This window comes from Kitasatospora sp. NPDC093679, from assembly GCF_040683455.1.
GTDB lineage: Bacteria > Actinomycetota > Actinomycetes > Streptomycetales > Streptomycetaceae > Kitasatospora > Kitasatospora arboriphila.
Map to the genome: position 1 here is coordinate 61641 of NZ_JBFBDW010000009.1, position 14504 is coordinate 76144.

Sequence of the window (14504 nt, forward strand, 5' to 3'; positions counted from 1 at the left end):
CCGCCGGCACCCCGCCGGCGGGCCTCGGCGTGCGCCCTGCACCGGTCCCTGCACCGGGACCGGGCACCGGCCTGCGGGCAGCGGGCAGCGGGCACCGGCCGGCGGACGCGGCAACGCCAGGGCGCCGGCCCGATGGTGATCGGTCGGCGCCCCGGCGTTCGCGGTGGATCAGCCCGAGGGCCGCTCCCACCGGTAGAACTCGCGCGCCATCGCGTCCTTCGGCTCCCGCCAGGTGGCCGGGTCGTACGCCTGGACGTGCGCGGTGAGCCGGTCGCTGACGAGCTGGAACTCGGGGTGCTTCACGTGCTGGGCGACCGAGGGCCCGGGCGGCCGGTCCGCCTCGATGAGGTGCAGGTAGAGGTCCTCGAACTGGAACAGGCTGCGGCCGGTGACCCCGATCAGGTGCGGCAGTTCACCGCGGTCGGAGTCGGCGAAGATGCCCGCGATGTCGTCGCCGGAGCCGGGCCGCATCCGGGCGACGATGAGCGAGCGGTACGTCCCGCTCACCGCACGCCCGCCCGCAGTTCGACCTTCTCCTTGATGAGTTCCATCTGGATCCGCGAGTTGCGGTTGATGTGGTTGGTCATGCCGTGGTCGTCGACCGGTGCGGTGGGCTTCATCGCGAAGTCCTGGATCCAGCGCATCAGGGTGCCGCCGGGGTGCTCGGTGTACTCCCACCGGATGTTCATGAACTCGAAGGGACCGGGCTCGACGCGGCGGGCCCGGACGGTCAGCCCCTGCCGGTCGGTCTCCCGCTCGGAGACCCAGCTCCAGACGGTGCCGTTCTCGTCGGGGTGCATGGTCAGCCGGAAGGTCGTCTTCGGGCCCTCGCGGTCGAGCACCTCGACGGTCGCGTACTCGCTGAACAGCTGGGGCCAGCCCTCCAGGTCGTTGGTGACGTCCCAGACGAGGTCGAGGGGGGCGTTGATGAGGATCTCGTTGTCCGTGTGGCCGGGCATGGGGTCAGGCTCCCGTCGTGGCAGAGGCGTTGACGGCGTCGAGGAAGTCCTGCGGGGTCTTGGACATCTCCGCGCCGGGGGTGATGGGGGTGGCGTAGGTGTTCTCCAGCTCGCCGACGATGCCGAGCAGCGCGAGCGAGTCGACGCCGAACTCCTCGAAGGTCGCGCCGGGGCGCTCCAGGTCGAGCGGGTCGACGCCGATGCCGGCCCGGCCCTTGATCAGGGCGGCCAGCTCGTCGTACGTGAGGACGTGGGTCATCGGTGTCTCCTGTGGGTCGGGGGCATCCGGCAGCCGGTCAGGACGGCCGGCCGGCACGCAGCACCAGGGCCGCGTTGGAGCCCATCAGTCCGCGGCTGAGCACCAGGGCGGTGCGCAGCTGGGCGGTGCGGCCGTAGCCGCAGACCAGGTCGAGGTCGTACGCCGTGCCGGTGACGTTCGGCGTGGGCGGGACGAAGCCCTGTTCCATGGCGAGCACGGCCGCCGCGGCGTCCAGCAGCGGGGCGCCGCAGTAGGCGCGTCCGGTGCCGGCCTTGGGTGCCGTGACGGGCACCCGGGAGGCGTGCTCGCCGAGCACGTCGGCGAGGGCCAGTGCCTCGGCGTGGTCGGCCTCCGGGACGCCGAGGGCGTCGGCGAAGACCACGTCGACCTCGTCGGGGGCGCAGCGGGCCTGTTCCAGGGCGGCGCGGATCGCGTGCGCGAGGCCCTCGCGGGACTCGGCCCAGCGCGACGCCCCGGTGAAGGTGGCGGCGTGTCCGGCGAGTTCGGCCCGGATCCGGGCTCCGCGCCGGCGGGCGGCCCGTTCGTCCTCCAGGACGAACATGGCGCCGCCCTCGGCCGGTACGAACCCGCTCGCCTCCGGGCTGAACGGCAGGTAGGCGGTGGAGGGGTCGTCGCCGAGGCTGAGCTCGGGGTAGCCGAGCTGGCAGACCATCGAGTACGGCGCCAGCGGTGCCTCCGCACCGCCGACCACGACCGCGTCCGCGCCCCTGGTTATGGTGCGCGCCGCGTGCGCCAGCGCGTCGAGGCCGCCGGCCTCGTCGCTGGCCACCACGGCGCAGGGCCCCTTGAAGCCGCCGCGGATGGAGATCTGGCCGGTGCTGGCGGCGTAGAACCAGGCGATCGACTGGTACGGGCCGACGAACCGGGGGCCCTGGCCCCACAGGTTCTGCAGCTCGCGCTGGCCGAACTCGCCGCCGCCGGAGCCGGCCGCGGTGACGACGCCGGTGGCGAACGGCGAGTTCTCGTCGGGCCGCAGCCGCGCGTCCTCCAGGGCGAGGTCGGCGGCCGCCATCGCGTAGTGCGTGAACCGGTCGGTCTGGACGAGGTAGCGGCCCTCGACGGCGGCCTCGGCGTCGAAGCCGCCGACCTGTCCGGCGACGCGCAGCGGCATCTGCCCGCAGCCCTCGCGGGTGATCGGGCCGAGCACGCTGGCGCCCTCGCGGGTGGCCTTCCAGAAGTCGTCGGTGCCGACACCGTTGGGTGCGATCACCCCGATGCCGGTCACCACCGTCCGCCGGTCGGGCGGGTCGGACGTCATGTCCGTGCCCCCTCTCTGCTGAGCACGACCGCGGACTGGAAGCCGCCGAAGCCGCTGCCGACCGAGAGCACGTGCCGCAGCGGCAGCTCCCGGGCCGTCCTCGGGACGTAGTCCAGGTCGCACTCCGGGTCCGGGGTCTCGTAGTTGGCGGTGGGCGGGACGACGCCGTGCTTCAACGCCAGGGCGCAGGCGACCAGTTCGATCGCGCCGATGGCGCCGAGCGAGTGCCCGACCATCGACTTGATGGAACTCATCGGCGTCTCGTACGCGTGGGCGCCGAGCGAGCGCTTGACGGCGGCGGTCTCGTGCCGGTCGTTCTGCTTGGTGCCTGAGCCGTGCGCGTTGACGTAGTCGACGTCGGAGGCGTTCACTCGGGCGTGGTCGAGGGCCCGGTCGATCGCCTCCGACATCTCCCGGCCCTCCTGGGTGAGACCGGTCATGTGGTAGGCGTTGCCGAAGGTGGCGAAGCCGCCGAGTTCGCAGATGATCCGGGCGCCGCGCCGCTTGGCGTGCTCGTACTCCTCCAGCAGCAGCACGGCGCCGCCCTCGCCGAGGACGAAGCCGTCCCGGCTGGCGTCGAACGGCCGGGAGGCGTGCTCCGGGTCGTCGTTGCGCGCCGAGGTCGCCTTGATGGCGTCGAAGCAGGCGACGGTGATCGGGGAGATCGGCGAGTCGGAGGCGCCGGCGATGCAGACGTCGACCCGCCCGTCCTCGACGGCCTGCAGGGCGTAGCCGACGGCGTCCAGCCCGGAGGTGCAGCCGGTGGAGACCGTCTGCACCGGGCCGTGCGCGCCGGTGCGCTCGGCGACCGCGGAGGCGAGCGTGGCGGGGGTGAAGGCCCGCTGCAGGTGCGGCGCGGCGCCGCGGTGGTCGACGTCCCACCGGGCGCCGTTCGCGCTGACGCCGACGTAGTCGTGCTCCAGCCGGGTGGTGCCGCCGACGGCGGTGCCGAGGGAGACTCCGATCCGCCAGGGGTCCTCGGCGCCGAGGTCGAGCCCGGCGTCGCGGACGGCCTCCGCGGCGGCGGCCAGCGCGAACTGGATGTACCGGTCCGAGCGAGCCACCTCCTCGGCGTCCAGGCCGGCCGCGTACGGGTCGAAGTCGCACTCGCCGGCGATCCGGGAGCGGAATCCGGCCGGGTCGAAGAAGGTGATCCCGCGGGTCGCGGTGCGGCCGGCGGTGAGGAGGTCCCAGAACGCGGGGACCCCGACGCCGCCGGGCGCGACGACACCGAGACCGGTGACCACCACCCGCCGTGTCATGAGACGGCCTCGGCCGGTTCCGGCGGCGCCGGGGTCTCCTCGGTGTCGACGTGGCCGAGCTCGGGCCGCGGGGCGAGCGGGCCGAGGTGGAAGACCAGGCGGGCCTCGGTGGATCCGACGTTGCGGAACCGGTGGCGCACGTTCATCGGGATCAGCAGGCCGTTGTCGGGGCTGAGCCGGAACGGCTCCCCGTCGAGGTCGACCTCCAGCTCGCCCCTGACCACCAGCACGAACTCCTCGGAGTACGGGTGGTAGTGCTCGGCGATCCGGTCGCCGGGCTGCACGATCGCCATTCCCATGAAGCCGCTGGTGGCTCCCACCGTCGTCGGGGTGAGCATGGCGCGCAGGTCGCCGCCGCGTCGGGTGTTCGGCGGCGCGTCGTCGACGTGCACGATGCGTGGGAACTTGGTGGTCATGGTTGCTGCCTCCAGAAGGCTTTGCAGGGATGGGGGCCGGGGGCGGGCTGGCCGCCCCGGTGCGTGGACGCTCAGGCGTCCTGGGAGGAGCGGTCGGTGACGGGCTGCATGGTGCAGTCGGCGAGGAAGCGGCCGATGCCCGCGGAGGTCCGCAGGTCGTGGTGCTCGTCGAGCTCCAGCAGGCGGGCCAGCACGCCGGCCGCGCGCGGTCCGGCGATGCCGAGGGCGGTGGCGGGGTCGGCGTCGGCCGGCCCGGCGAAGTCGATGACGCGGACGACCACGTCGTCGCGGTGGAAGAGGGTGCTCGCGACGAGCGGCGAGCCCTCCTCGACGACCTGGCGGTCCTGACGGGCCAACAGGCCGACGACCGAGCTGCCGCATCCGGTCTTCACCGGGTAGCGCAGCGCGTACCGGCGGACGGGCGCGGTCGGCGCGTCGGGGGCGGCGACGCGGTGCACCGCGGGCAGTGCGGCGCGCATGAAGAAGGCGCGGGCGGACTCCGGGTTGCCGAGGTCCCGGGCCTCCTCCAGGTAGGGGTTGATGGCCTCCTCGACGGCCCGCACCTCGGGCTGCTGGGCGACGTGCCGCAGCGCCGCGCCGAGGTCGCCGGCCACCTCGACCGCGCGGACGACCCGGTTGCCCTGCATGAAGAGCGAGGTGCGCAGCAGCCGGGTGCGCTCGTCCACCTGGGCCTTGGGCGAGGTGTAGCCGGCGAGGATCCCGGCGACCTTCTTCTCGGTGCCGGGCTTCACCGTGAAGGTGAGGGCGTGTCGGACGATGCCGTCGGAGACCGGCGCCGCGAAGTCGTAGGTGTGGTCGCCGGCGGTCTCCCGCATGATGCTGAACCGCAGCGAGCGGGTGTCGCGGACGCAGCCGTGCAGCGGCTTGACCATCTCGCGGTGGGCCTCGCTGTCGACCCAGGAGAGGAAGGGCTGGGCGCTCTCCCACTCGCTGGTGATCAGCCACTGGGAGGGGTCCTCGATGGACTGGCAGAGCTGGTCGCTCACGTGGCCGGGAACGGCGGCGACCTGGTGGCGCAGCTGCTCATAGGCCGTCAGGAACTTCTCCTGGGCGCCGTCCATGACGTCGCACATGAGGACGACGCGCAGGCGGGGGACGGCGAGGGCGGCAGGGTGGGCGTCGGTCACGGGTTCGGTGAGGGTCGTCATCATCACTCGTCTGCTCGAAGGGACGTGTCGTCGCGCGGTCGTGGTGGAACGGCGGCCGCTGGCGGCGGGTGTGGGGGTCGGCCTGCGGCCCGCGGAGGCGGGGTTCGGCCGGTGCGGTCGCGTGCCCGGCCCGGTGCCGCCGAGGGCGGCCGGGCATGGTCCGGTCACGAGGACTGAGCTCGATCGTGGCGGTCCGTCACCGATCCTGCGAGGGCAGGAACCCATCCGAGCGAAAAGGCGCGGCCATGGGCGCAACCGGCCGCGCGGGCACGGACGAATGACAGGGACATTGGGTGTCGGGCCCTTCGAACGACTGGAGTCACAGATGAACCCAACCGCCGACGGCCGGCTGCCCGTCCTGATCGTGGGCGGCTCCCTGGTGGGGCTGTCCACCTCGCTGTTCCTGGGAAGGCTGGGGGTGCCGCACCTGCTGGTGGAGAAGCACGCGGCCACCTCGCACCATCCGCGCGGACGCGGCAACAACGTGCGGACGATGGAGCTGTTCCGGGTGGCGGGCGTGGAGTCCGCCGTCAAGGAGGCCGCCTCGGTGCTGGCGGAGAACCACGGCATCCTGCAGGCCGACACCCTCTCGGGCGACGACCAGGAGTGGCTGTTCAAGGAGATCGACCCGGGCGGCGCACTGAAGAGGTTCAGCCCGACCGGCTGGTGCCTGTGCAGCCAGAACGACCTGGAGCCGGTGCTGCTGGAGTACGCCCGCCGGCTGACCGGTGACATCCGCTTCGGGACGCAGCTGGTCTCCTTCGAGCAGGACGCCGACGGGGTGACGGCGCTGATCCGCAACCGGGAGACGGGCGAGGAGGAGACCGTCCGGGCGCAGTACCTGGTGGCCGCGGACGGCCCGCGCAGCCCGATCCGGGAGGCGCTCGGCATCGGTCAGACCGGTCCCGGCGACCTCTTCCACAACGTCAGCATCACCTTCCGGTCGAAGGGGCTCGCCGACGTGGTCGGCGAACGGCGGTTCATCGCCTGCTACCTGACCGACCCTCGGGGTGCGGGCGCGCTGCTGCCGGTCGACAACCGCGAGCACTGGGTCTTCCACGCGCCGTGGCACCCGGAGAACGGCGAGGCGCTGGAGGAGTTCACCGACGCCCGGTGCGCGGCGGCGATCCGCGCGGCCGCCGGGGTGCCGGACCTCGACGTGGAGGTCACCGGCCGGGCTCCCTGGCACGCGGCGCAGCGGGTGGCGGAGCGGTACTCGGTCGGCCGGGTCTTCCTGGCGGGCGACTCGGCGCACGAGATGTCGCCGACGGGTGCGTTCGGCTCCAACACCGGCATCCAGGACGCGCACAACCTGGCGTGGAAGCTCGCGGCGGTGCTCGGCGGCTGGGCCGGGCCGCGGCTGCTGCAGTCGTACGGGCGGGAGCGCCGGCCGGTCGCGGAGGCGACCGCCGCCCGGGCGACGGCCCGCTCCGCGGAGCACAAGCACCCGGGCTACGACGTGTCACCGGGCACCGGACGGCAGAACAACGTGCTGTCGGTGGTGCTGGGCTACCGGTACCCGCTGGGTGCGGTGGTCGGTGCCGACGCGGACGGCCCGGCGGTGCCGGAGAAGCTCGCGGCGGACGGTTCGCCGGGCGGCCGGGCGCCGCACGTGTGGGTGCGCCGGGCCGGGGTGCGGGTCTCCACGCTGGACCTGTTCGAGACGGTGCCGGTGCTGCTGGCCGGGCCGGCGGCGGACGCCTGGCACGAGGCGGGCGAGCTCGCAGCGAAGCGGCTCGGTGTCCCGCTGACGGGCTACCGGGTCGGCACCGAACTGGAGTTGGAGCCCGAGGAGGGCACCGACTGGGCCGGCACGTACGGGGTCGGGGCCGACGGCGCGGTGCTCGTCCGCCCGGACGGCTTCGTGGCCTGGCGCTCCACCGGCCCGGTCGGCGACCCGGAGGCCGTCCTGACCGCGGCCCTCCGCGAGGTGCTCGCCCTGGAGCAGTAGCAGGCGCCCGGAGCAGCACCACAGGGGCGCGTGGGGCCGGGAGGTGCCCCCACGCGCCCCTGGTTTCGCAGCGCCCGACCTGGGTGGTCACCCGCTTCCGGGTTGCGCAGTTCCCCGCGCCCCTACGGGTTGGCCTTCCCCTGTGGGGGTGGATCTGCGGCTGAGGGGGCTGGGCCACCACATGTGGCGGTCGAGGTCCATGGTGAGGGCGGTGACGAGGACGGAGCGGACGACCAGGGTGTCCAGCAGGACGCCGAGGGCGACCGCGAAGCCGATCTCGGCGAAGCCCACGATGGGCAGGGTGCCGAGGACGCCGAAGGTGGCGGCGAGGATCAGGCCGGCCGAGGTGATGACGCCGCCGGTGGCGGCCAGGCCGGCGACCGCGCCGGCTCTGGTGCCGCGGTGCAGCGACTCCTCGCGGACGCGGGTCATCAGGAAGATGTTGTAGTCGATGCCCAGCGCCACCAGGAAGACGAAGACGAACAGCGGGAAGGCGTTGTCCTCGCCCTCGAAGTGGAAGCCGTGCGTGAAGACGAAGGCGCTGATGCCGAGCGCGGCGGTGTAGGAGAGCACCACCGTGCCGATCAGCACCAGCGGGGCGACCACGGCCCGCAGCAGGATCGCCAGCACGGCCAGCACCACGACCAGCACCAGCGGGATGATCACCCGGTTGTCGTTGCCGGCGGCGCGCCCGGCGTCGAGGACGACCGCGGTGTTGCCGCCGACCTTGGCGTCGGCCTCCGGCAGGGCGTGGACGTTGGCCCGGACCCGGTCGACGGTGTCCTTGGCGGCCTGGCTGTCCGGCGGGTCGGTGAGGGTGGCCTGGAAGAGCGCCTGGCCGTTCTTGGCAAGCACGGGGGTGGCGCCGGCGATGCCCTCGGTGGAGGTGGTGACGGTCCGGACGCGTTCCCCGGAGGCGGCGGTGCTCACGATGGTGAGCGGTGCTCCGGTGCCGCCGGGGAAGTGCTCGGCGAGGACCTGCTGGCCGACCACGGAGTCCGGTTTGCCGGTGAAGGTGCCGGCGGTGGAGAGCCCGGTGGCGTTCAGCGCGATCAGGCCGAGGCTGCAGATGGCGAGCGCCAGGGCGGTGCCCGTCCAGACCTTGCGGGGGCGGCGGCCGATCCAGGCGCCGATGTGCGCCCAGCGGCCGGTCCTGGTGGGCTCGGGGGTGCCGTACGCGGGGCGGACCGGCCAGAACACCCAGCGGCCGACGATCACCAGGGCGGCGGGCAGCAGGGTGAGCATGGCACCGAGCGCGACGAGCACGCCGATCGCGCAGACCGGGCCGAGGCCGCTGGTGGAGTTCATCTCGGCGACCAGCAGGCAGAGCATCGAGGCGACCACGGTGACCGAACTGGCCAGGATGGCCGGGCCGGCCCGGTGCAGGGCGAACGCCATCGCTTCGTGGCGGTCCTCGTGGCGGCGCAGTTCCTCCCGGTAACGGGCGGTGAGCAGCAGGGCGTAGTCGGTGCCCGCGCCGAGCACGAGGACGATCAGGATGCCGGCGCTCTGCGCGTTGACGGTGAGGCCGGCGTGCGCGGCCAGCACGTAGATGACGGCCTCGGCGACGATCAGGGCGGCGCCGGCGGACAGCAGCGGCAGCAGCCAGAGCACCGGGCTGCGGTAGGTGAGCAGCAGCAGCACGATCACCACGGTGATGGTGGCGAAGAGCAGGGTGCTGTCGATGCCGGCGAAGGCCTCGGCCTGGTCGGCGCCGACGCCGGCCGGGCCGGTGACGTGCGTGGTCATGCCGTCGCTGTTCTCGGCGGCGGTGGCGCGCAGGCTGTCGACGGCGGGTTGCAGGTCCTTCCAGCCGCCGGTGCTGATGTCGACGGGCACCACGGTCTGCATGGCCTTGCCGTCGGCGGAGACCTGCGGTCCGACCACCGGTCCGCGGACGTGCGGGGCGCCGGCGAAGGCCGCGGCGTCCCTGACCGCCTCGGCCTTGTTGGCCGGGGTGATGCCGTTGTCGTTCTGGTAGACGACCACGGCCCGGGCGATGTCGACGGGGAAGAAGGCGCGCTGTTCGTTCAGCACCTGGGTGGACTCGGCGTTGCCGGGCAGCCAGCTGCTGGCCTCGTTGTCCTCGGCGTCGGTGAGCTTGCCGGCCAGCGGCACGGCGACGATCAGCAGCACCAGCCAGAACGCCAGCACCACCCACTTGGCGCGCCGGCCGCACGGCAGTGCGGCAAGCCTTGCGGACGGGCTCATCGGGTACCCCCTTGCGGGCCCTCGGCTGCTCCGGTGCCCCCGTCCGGCGGGGCGCACGGCCTCTCCCAGCATGCCACCGGAGGGCGGCCGGTGACGGATCGGGCGGCCGGCACCGGCCCGCCCGTGGCGCGCCGGCGAGGTCTATCGTGTGGCTCATGAGCTCACACTTCGACGTCGTGGTCCTGGGTGCCGGCCCGGGCGGCTACACCGCCGCGGTCCGGTCCGCGCAGCTCGGGCTTCGCACGGCGGTCATCGAGACCAAGTACTGGGGCGGCGTCTGCCTGAACGTCGGCTGCATCCCCTCGAAGGCGCTGCTGCGCAACGCCGAGCTGGCGCACATCTTCACCAAGGAGGCCAAGACCTTCGGCATCAAGGTCGAGGGCAGCGTCAGCTTCGACTACCGCGAGGCGTTCCTGCGCAGCCGCAAGGTCGCGGAGGGCCGGGTGGCCGGCATCCACTACCTGACGAAGAAGAACGGCATCACCGAGTTCGACGGTTGGGGCACCTTCGTCGACGACCGCACCCTGCAGGTCTCGCTGACCGCGGGCGGCGTCGAGACGGTGACGTTCGACCACTGCATCATCGCGGCGGGCGCCACCACGCGGCTGCTGCCGGGCACCTCGCTGAGCGACCGGGTGGTGACCTACGAGGAGCAGATCCTCACCGACACCCTGCCGGAGAGCATCGTCATCGCGGGTGCCGGCGCGATCGGCGTCGAGTTCGCGTACGTGCTGCACAACTACGGCGTGAAGGTGACGATCGTCGAGTTCCTGGACCGGATGGTGCCGCTGGAGGACGCGGACGTCTCGGCGGAGCTGGCGAAGCGGTACAAGCGGCTCGGCATCGAGGTGCTGACGTCGACCCGGGTCGACGCGATCGACGACTCGGACCCGAACGCCAAGGTCCGGGTGACCGTCACCCAGAACGGCGCGCAGAAGGTGCTGGAGGCCGACAAGGTGCTCCAGGCGATCGGCTTCGCGCCGCGCACCCAGGGCTACGGCCTGGAGGTCACGGGTGTGCAGCTGACCGAGCGCGGCGCGATCGCCGTGGACGGCCGCAGCCGCACCAACGTGCCGCACATCTACGCGATCGGCGACGTCACCGCCAAGCTGATGCTGGCGCACGCGGCGGAGTCGATGGGCGTCATCGCGGCGGAGACCATCGCGGGCGCGGAGACCATGGAGCTCGACTTCGTGATGATCCCGCGCGCCACGTACTGCCAGCCGCAGATCGCCAGCTTCGGCTGGACGGAGGCGCAGGCCCGCGAGCAGGGCTACGACGTCAAGGTGGTGAAGTTCCCCTTCACCGCGAACGGCAAGGCGCACGGCCTCGGCGACGCGGCCGGCTTCGTCAAGCTGATCAGCGACAACAAGTACGGCGAGCTGCTCGGCGCCCACCTGATCGGCCCCGAGGTCACCGAGCTGCTGCCGGAGCTGACCCTGGCCCAGCAGTGGGACCTGACGGTGCACGAGGTCGCCCGCAACGTGCACGCGCACCCGACGCTGGGCGAGGCGGTCAAGGAGGCCGTGCACGGCCTCGCCGGGCACATGATCAACTTCTGATCGGCCGCCGCGGCACTCCCCGCGGCCGGCGGTGACGGCCCACCGGGTCGCCACCGCCGGCCGCTGCCGCAGCCCGTACCCTGGGCCCCGACGGGCGCCGGCGGCGCCCGCACGACACGGGGGGTGCGCGGCGTGGGCGAGGAACGGGGTCCGAGCGCGGGCGAACTGATCGGGATGCTGGCCGACCCCGGCGGCTTCCGGTGCTGGGACGAACCGGCGGTGCACCCGGGCGCCGACGACGCGTACACCGCGTCCCTGGCGAAGGCGGCCGCCCGCACCGGCCTGGACGAAGCCGTCACCACCGGCCTGGCCCTGGTCGACGGGGTGCCGGTGGCGCTGATCGCATCCGAATTCGGCTTCCTCGGCGGCTCGATCGGTGTGGCCACCGCCGAACGGATCACCCGCGCGGTGGAGCGCGCCACCGCCGAACGCCTCCCCGTGCTCGCCCTGCCGGTCTCCGGCGGGACCCGGATGCAGGAGGGCTCGGCCGCCTTCCTCTGCATGGTCCGGGTCACCGCGGCCGTCCAGGCCCACCAGGCCGCCGGCCTGCCGTACCTCACCTACCTGCGCAACCCCACCATGGGCGGGGTGTTCGCCTCCTGGGGCACGCTCGGCCACGTCGTCGCCGCCGAACCCGGCGCCCGGCTCGGCTTCCTCGGCCCGCGGGTCTACGAGGAGCTGCGCGGGGTCCGGCTGCCGCCCGGGGTGCAGCGGTCCGAGACGCTGGCCGCCCGCGGCCTGGTCGACGCCGTGCTGCCGCCGCAGGAGCTGCGCGGCCACCTGCTGCGGGTGCTGTCCGTGCTGGGCGCCGCGCCCGTCCCGCAGCCCCAGCCGCCGAGCGGGCCACCCACCGGCGTCACGGCGGACGCCTGGGACTCCGTCCGCCGGACCCGTCGCCCGGACCGGCCCGGCGCCCGCGAGCTGCTGGACGCCGCCGCCGACGAGTACGTCCCGCTGGGCGCCCCCGGCGGCGAGGGCGGCGCGCTGCTGCGGGCGCTCGCCGTGTTCGGCGGCAGCCCGGCCGTGGTGGTCGGGCAGCAGCGCGGCGGCGACCGCCCGTTCACCGCGGCCGACCTGCGGTCCGTCCGGCGCACCGCGCGCACCGCCCAGCAGCTGGGGCTGCCGCTGGTCACGGTCGTCGACACCGCCGGCGCCGAACTCTCCGTGCAGGCCGAACTCGACGGGATCGCCGTCGAGATCGCGCACTGCCTCAGCACGCTCACCGCACTGCGCACCCCGGTGCTCGCGGTGCTGCTCGGCCAGGGCTCCGGCGGCGGAGCGCTCGCGCTGCTGCCCGCGGACCGGGTGATCGCGGCGGAGCACGCCTGGCTCGCCCCGCTGCCGCCCGAGGGCGCCTCGGCGATCGTCCACCGGGACGGTGAGCACGCCGCGGAACTGGCCCGGGCCCAGGGGATCGGCGCCTACGACCTGGCCGCGGTCGGCCTGGTCGACGAGGTCGTCTCGGAGCACCCGGACGCGGCCGACGAGCCCGTCCCCTTCGGTGCGCGGATCGGGCGGGCCGTCGCGCTGGCGCTCGGATCGCTGGCCGGGCTGCCCGTCGAGCAGCGGCTCGCGGCCCGGGCGGCCCGGAACCGGCGGCTGGGCGACCGGCGGGAGGGCTGAGGGCGGGCGGGCCGAGGGCGGAGCCGGGGGCTCAGAGCCGCGTCAGAGCAGGCCGCCGACGGCGGCGACCGCCTTGGAGGCGGAGGCCGCGCCCTCGAGTTCGCCGACCACGCCGTGCAGGTCCTTGATCCGCTTCTCGGCGTGCGCCTGGAAGGCGTCCGCGGCGGCGCCCGTCCAGTGCACCGAGTGGCGGGCCCGCTCCAGCTCCTGGGCGATCTTGCTCACCTCGTTGGCGAGCGCCTCCAGCTCGCCCGCCAGGTCGGAGAGCTCCGCGTCCGCCAGCAGTCGGCCTATGCCGTCCAGGATTCCCATCGTCAACCCCCGTCGTCGAGACACGTCCTGTCTCCGGGTCAGCTTATCCGCCGATCGGACCGGACAGCAGCTCGCCCGGCTCGCCGCTGAACACCACCCGCCCCCGCCGCAGCACGTGCACCACGCCGGCCCCCGCCAGCGTCGCCGGCAGCGACCGGGCGGCCAGCACCACCGTGCCGCCGTCGGCCGCGGACTCCAGCAGCAGCCGGTGCAGCCGGGCCGCCACCGCCGGGGCCAGGCCCCGGTCCGGCTCGTCCAGCAGCAGCAGCCTCGGACGGCCCAGCAGCGCCCGGCCGAGCGCCACCATCTGCTGCTGCCCGCCCGAGAGGGTGCCCGCCCGCCGGGTCAGCAACGGGCCCAGCTCGGGGAACCACTCCTCGACGGCCGCCGTGTCCTCGCCCGCGTGCTGCCCGAGGTTCTCCGCGACGGTGAGGGACGGGAAGACCGCCCGATCGGCCGGGACCAGGGCGAGGCCCCGGCGGGCCCGGCGGAACGCCGAGAGGGCGGTGACGTCCCGGCCCGCCCAGAGCACCCGCCCCGCGGCCGGCCGGACCACGCCGGCGAGGGCGTGCAGGGCGGTCGTCCGTCCGGCACCGTTGCGGCCGAGCAGCACCGTCACCCGGCCGGCCGGGCAGGCCAGGTCCACCCCGTGCAGGGCCTCCAGCAGCCCGTACCGGACGCGGACCCCGCGCAGCTCCGCCTCGACGGTCACGGCTCCGCCCCCGCGGCCTCGCCCCACGCCCCCGCCACCCGCGGGTCGGCCAGGACCTCGGCGGTCGGCCCGTTCAGCAGGACCCTCCCCCGGGCCATCACGCAGACCGTGTCGGCGAGCCGGGCGACCAGTTCGACGTCGTGCTCCACCAGCAGCAGCGCCACCCCCTCGGCGGCGAGCGCCCGCAGCACCGAGCCGAGCCGGGCCGTCTGCGCCAGGTCGAGACCGGCGGCCGGCTCGTCCAGCAGCAGCACCCGGGGGGACGCGGCCAGCGCACGGGCCAGCTCCAGCAGGCGCAGCGCACCGGTCGGCAGCCGGTCCGCCGGCCAGTCCCGGACGGCGTCCAGGCCGAACAGCCGCAGCGCCCGGTCGGTGGCCTCACGGGCCGCGGGGGCCCCGGGGGCGGGCAGGCCCAGCAGACCGCGGACGGTGCCGCCACGGCCCTGCTCGGCGCCGAGACGGGTGTTCTCGCCGACCGTCAGGCCGGGGAAGACGGCGATCTGCTGGAAGGTGCGGGCGAGGCCGAGACGGGCCCGGGCGTGGTCCGGCAGCCGGGTGACGTCGCGGCCGGCCAGCAGGACGCGGCCGGCGTCCGGGCGGGCGACGCCGCTCAGGCAGTCGAACAGCGTGCTCTTGCCGGCGCCGTTCGGGCCCACCAGGGCGGTGATCCGACCGGGCGGGACGTCCAGGTCGACGCCGTCGACCGCGGCGATGCCGCCGAAGCGGCGGACGAGGCCGCGGGCGGTGAGGCCGGGGGTGACGGGGGCAACGGCTGCGCTCATCGTGGGG

14 protein-coding genes are annotated in these 14504 nt (G+C 74.3%); 3 read left to right on the top strand and 11 right to left on the bottom strand.

What is annotated here, in order from left to right:
* Positions 1 to 168: 168 nt before the first annotated feature.
* The 7 genes from AB0O09_RS10375 to AB0O09_RS10405 all read right to left on the bottom strand — a co-directional run bounded on the left by AB0O09_RS10375 (position 169) and on the right by AB0O09_RS10405 (position 5344).
* Positions 169 to 507, bottom strand: a complete 339-nt coding sequence (locus AB0O09_RS10375) for a TcmI family type II polyketide cyclase (protein ID WP_344621553.1) — start codon at positions 505 to 507, stop codon at positions 169 to 171.
* Complete coding sequence (locus AB0O09_RS10380; protein WP_363541110.1) at positions 504 to 959, bottom strand: SRPBCC family protein; 456 nt, start codon at positions 957 to 959, stop codon at positions 504 to 506. The genes AB0O09_RS10375 and AB0O09_RS10380 overlap by 4 nt, the downstream gene beginning before the upstream one ends.
* A 4-nt stretch (positions 960 to 963) precedes the next feature.
* Positions 964 to 1218 (bottom strand): acyl carrier protein, encoded by a 255-nt coding sequence (locus AB0O09_RS10385; protein ID WP_030265077.1) that lies wholly within the window; start codon positions 1216 to 1218, stop codon positions 964 to 966.
* A gap of 37 nt (positions 1219 to 1255) precedes the next feature.
* Complete coding sequence (locus AB0O09_RS10390; protein WP_363541111.1) at positions 1256 to 2497, bottom strand: beta-ketoacyl synthase N-terminal-like domain-containing protein; 1242 nt, start codon at positions 2495 to 2497, stop codon at positions 1256 to 1258.
* Positions 2494 to 3759 carry a beta-ketoacyl-[acyl-carrier-protein] synthase family protein gene (locus AB0O09_RS10395; RefSeq protein ID WP_363541112.1) on the bottom strand — a complete coding sequence of 422 codons (1266 nt, stop codon included), beginning with the start codon at positions 3757 to 3759 and terminating at the stop codon, positions 2494 to 2496. Before AB0O09_RS10395 ends, AB0O09_RS10390 begins: the two co-directional genes overlap by 4 nt.
* Positions 3756 to 4175 (bottom strand): cupin domain-containing protein, encoded by a 420-nt coding sequence (locus tag AB0O09_RS10400; RefSeq protein ID WP_344621549.1) that lies wholly within the window; start codon positions 4173 to 4175, stop codon positions 3756 to 3758. The genes AB0O09_RS10395 and AB0O09_RS10400 overlap by 4 nt, the downstream gene beginning before the upstream one ends.
* 71 nt (positions 4176 to 4246) lie before the next feature.
* Positions 4247 to 5344 (bottom strand): SchA/CurD-like domain-containing protein, encoded by a 1098-nt coding sequence (locus AB0O09_RS10405; protein ID WP_344621548.1) that lies wholly within the window; start codon positions 5342 to 5344, stop codon positions 4247 to 4249.
* A 325-nt stretch (positions 5345 to 5669) separates the two neighbouring features.
* Between AB0O09_RS10405 and AB0O09_RS10410 the strand changes: the two genes are divergently transcribed.
* Positions 5670 to 7295 (top strand): FAD-dependent monooxygenase, encoded by a 1626-nt coding sequence (locus tag AB0O09_RS10410; RefSeq protein WP_363541113.1) that lies wholly within the window; start codon positions 5670 to 5672, stop codon positions 7293 to 7295.
* A gap of 87 nt (positions 7296 to 7382) precedes the next feature.
* On the opposite strand, the gene AB0O09_RS10415 is transcribed toward AB0O09_RS10410, so the two are convergent.
* Positions 7383 to 9506, bottom strand: coding sequence for an MMPL family transporter (locus AB0O09_RS10415; protein ID WP_363541114.1), 2124 nt, complete (start codon positions 9504 to 9506; stop codon positions 7383 to 7385).
* Between the two features lie 155 nt (positions 9507 to 9661).
* Here AB0O09_RS10415 and lpdA point away from each other — a divergent pair, with 155 nt between their 5' ends.
* Both lpdA and AB0O09_RS10425 read left to right on the top strand, forming a co-directional pair.
* Positions 9662 to 11068 carry a dihydrolipoyl dehydrogenase gene (gene lpdA / locus AB0O09_RS10420; protein ID WP_363541115.1) on the top strand — a complete coding sequence of 469 codons (1407 nt, stop codon included), beginning with the start codon at positions 9662 to 9664 and terminating at the stop codon, positions 11066 to 11068.
* Positions 11069 to 11200: 132 nt separating this feature from the next.
* Complete coding sequence (locus tag AB0O09_RS10425) at positions 11201 to 12691, top strand: carboxyl transferase domain-containing protein (protein WP_363541116.1); 1491 nt, start codon at positions 11201 to 11203, stop codon at positions 12689 to 12691.
* A gap of 42 nt (positions 12692 to 12733) precedes the next feature.
* Here AB0O09_RS10425 and AB0O09_RS10430 read toward each other — a convergent pair whose 3' ends face one another.
* The 3 genes from AB0O09_RS10430 to AB0O09_RS10440 are packed head-to-tail and all read right to left on the bottom strand — an operon-like array spanning position 12734 to position 14497.
* The gene (locus AB0O09_RS10430) at positions 12734 to 13003 is read right to left on the bottom strand and encodes a hypothetical protein (protein ID WP_344621543.1); all 270 of its coding nucleotides are present in this window, start codon (positions 13001 to 13003) and stop codon (positions 12734 to 12736) included.
* 43 nt (positions 13004 to 13046) lie between these two features.
* Complete coding sequence (locus tag AB0O09_RS10435) at positions 13047 to 13715, bottom strand: ATP-binding cassette domain-containing protein (RefSeq protein WP_363541117.1); 669 nt, start codon at positions 13713 to 13715, stop codon at positions 13047 to 13049.
* Complete coding sequence (locus AB0O09_RS10440; protein WP_363541119.1) at positions 13712 to 14497, bottom strand: ABC transporter ATP-binding protein; 786 nt, start codon at positions 14495 to 14497, stop codon at positions 13712 to 13714. Before AB0O09_RS10440 ends, AB0O09_RS10435 begins: the two co-directional genes overlap by 4 nt.
* Positions 14498 to 14504: the final 7 nt, after the last annotated feature.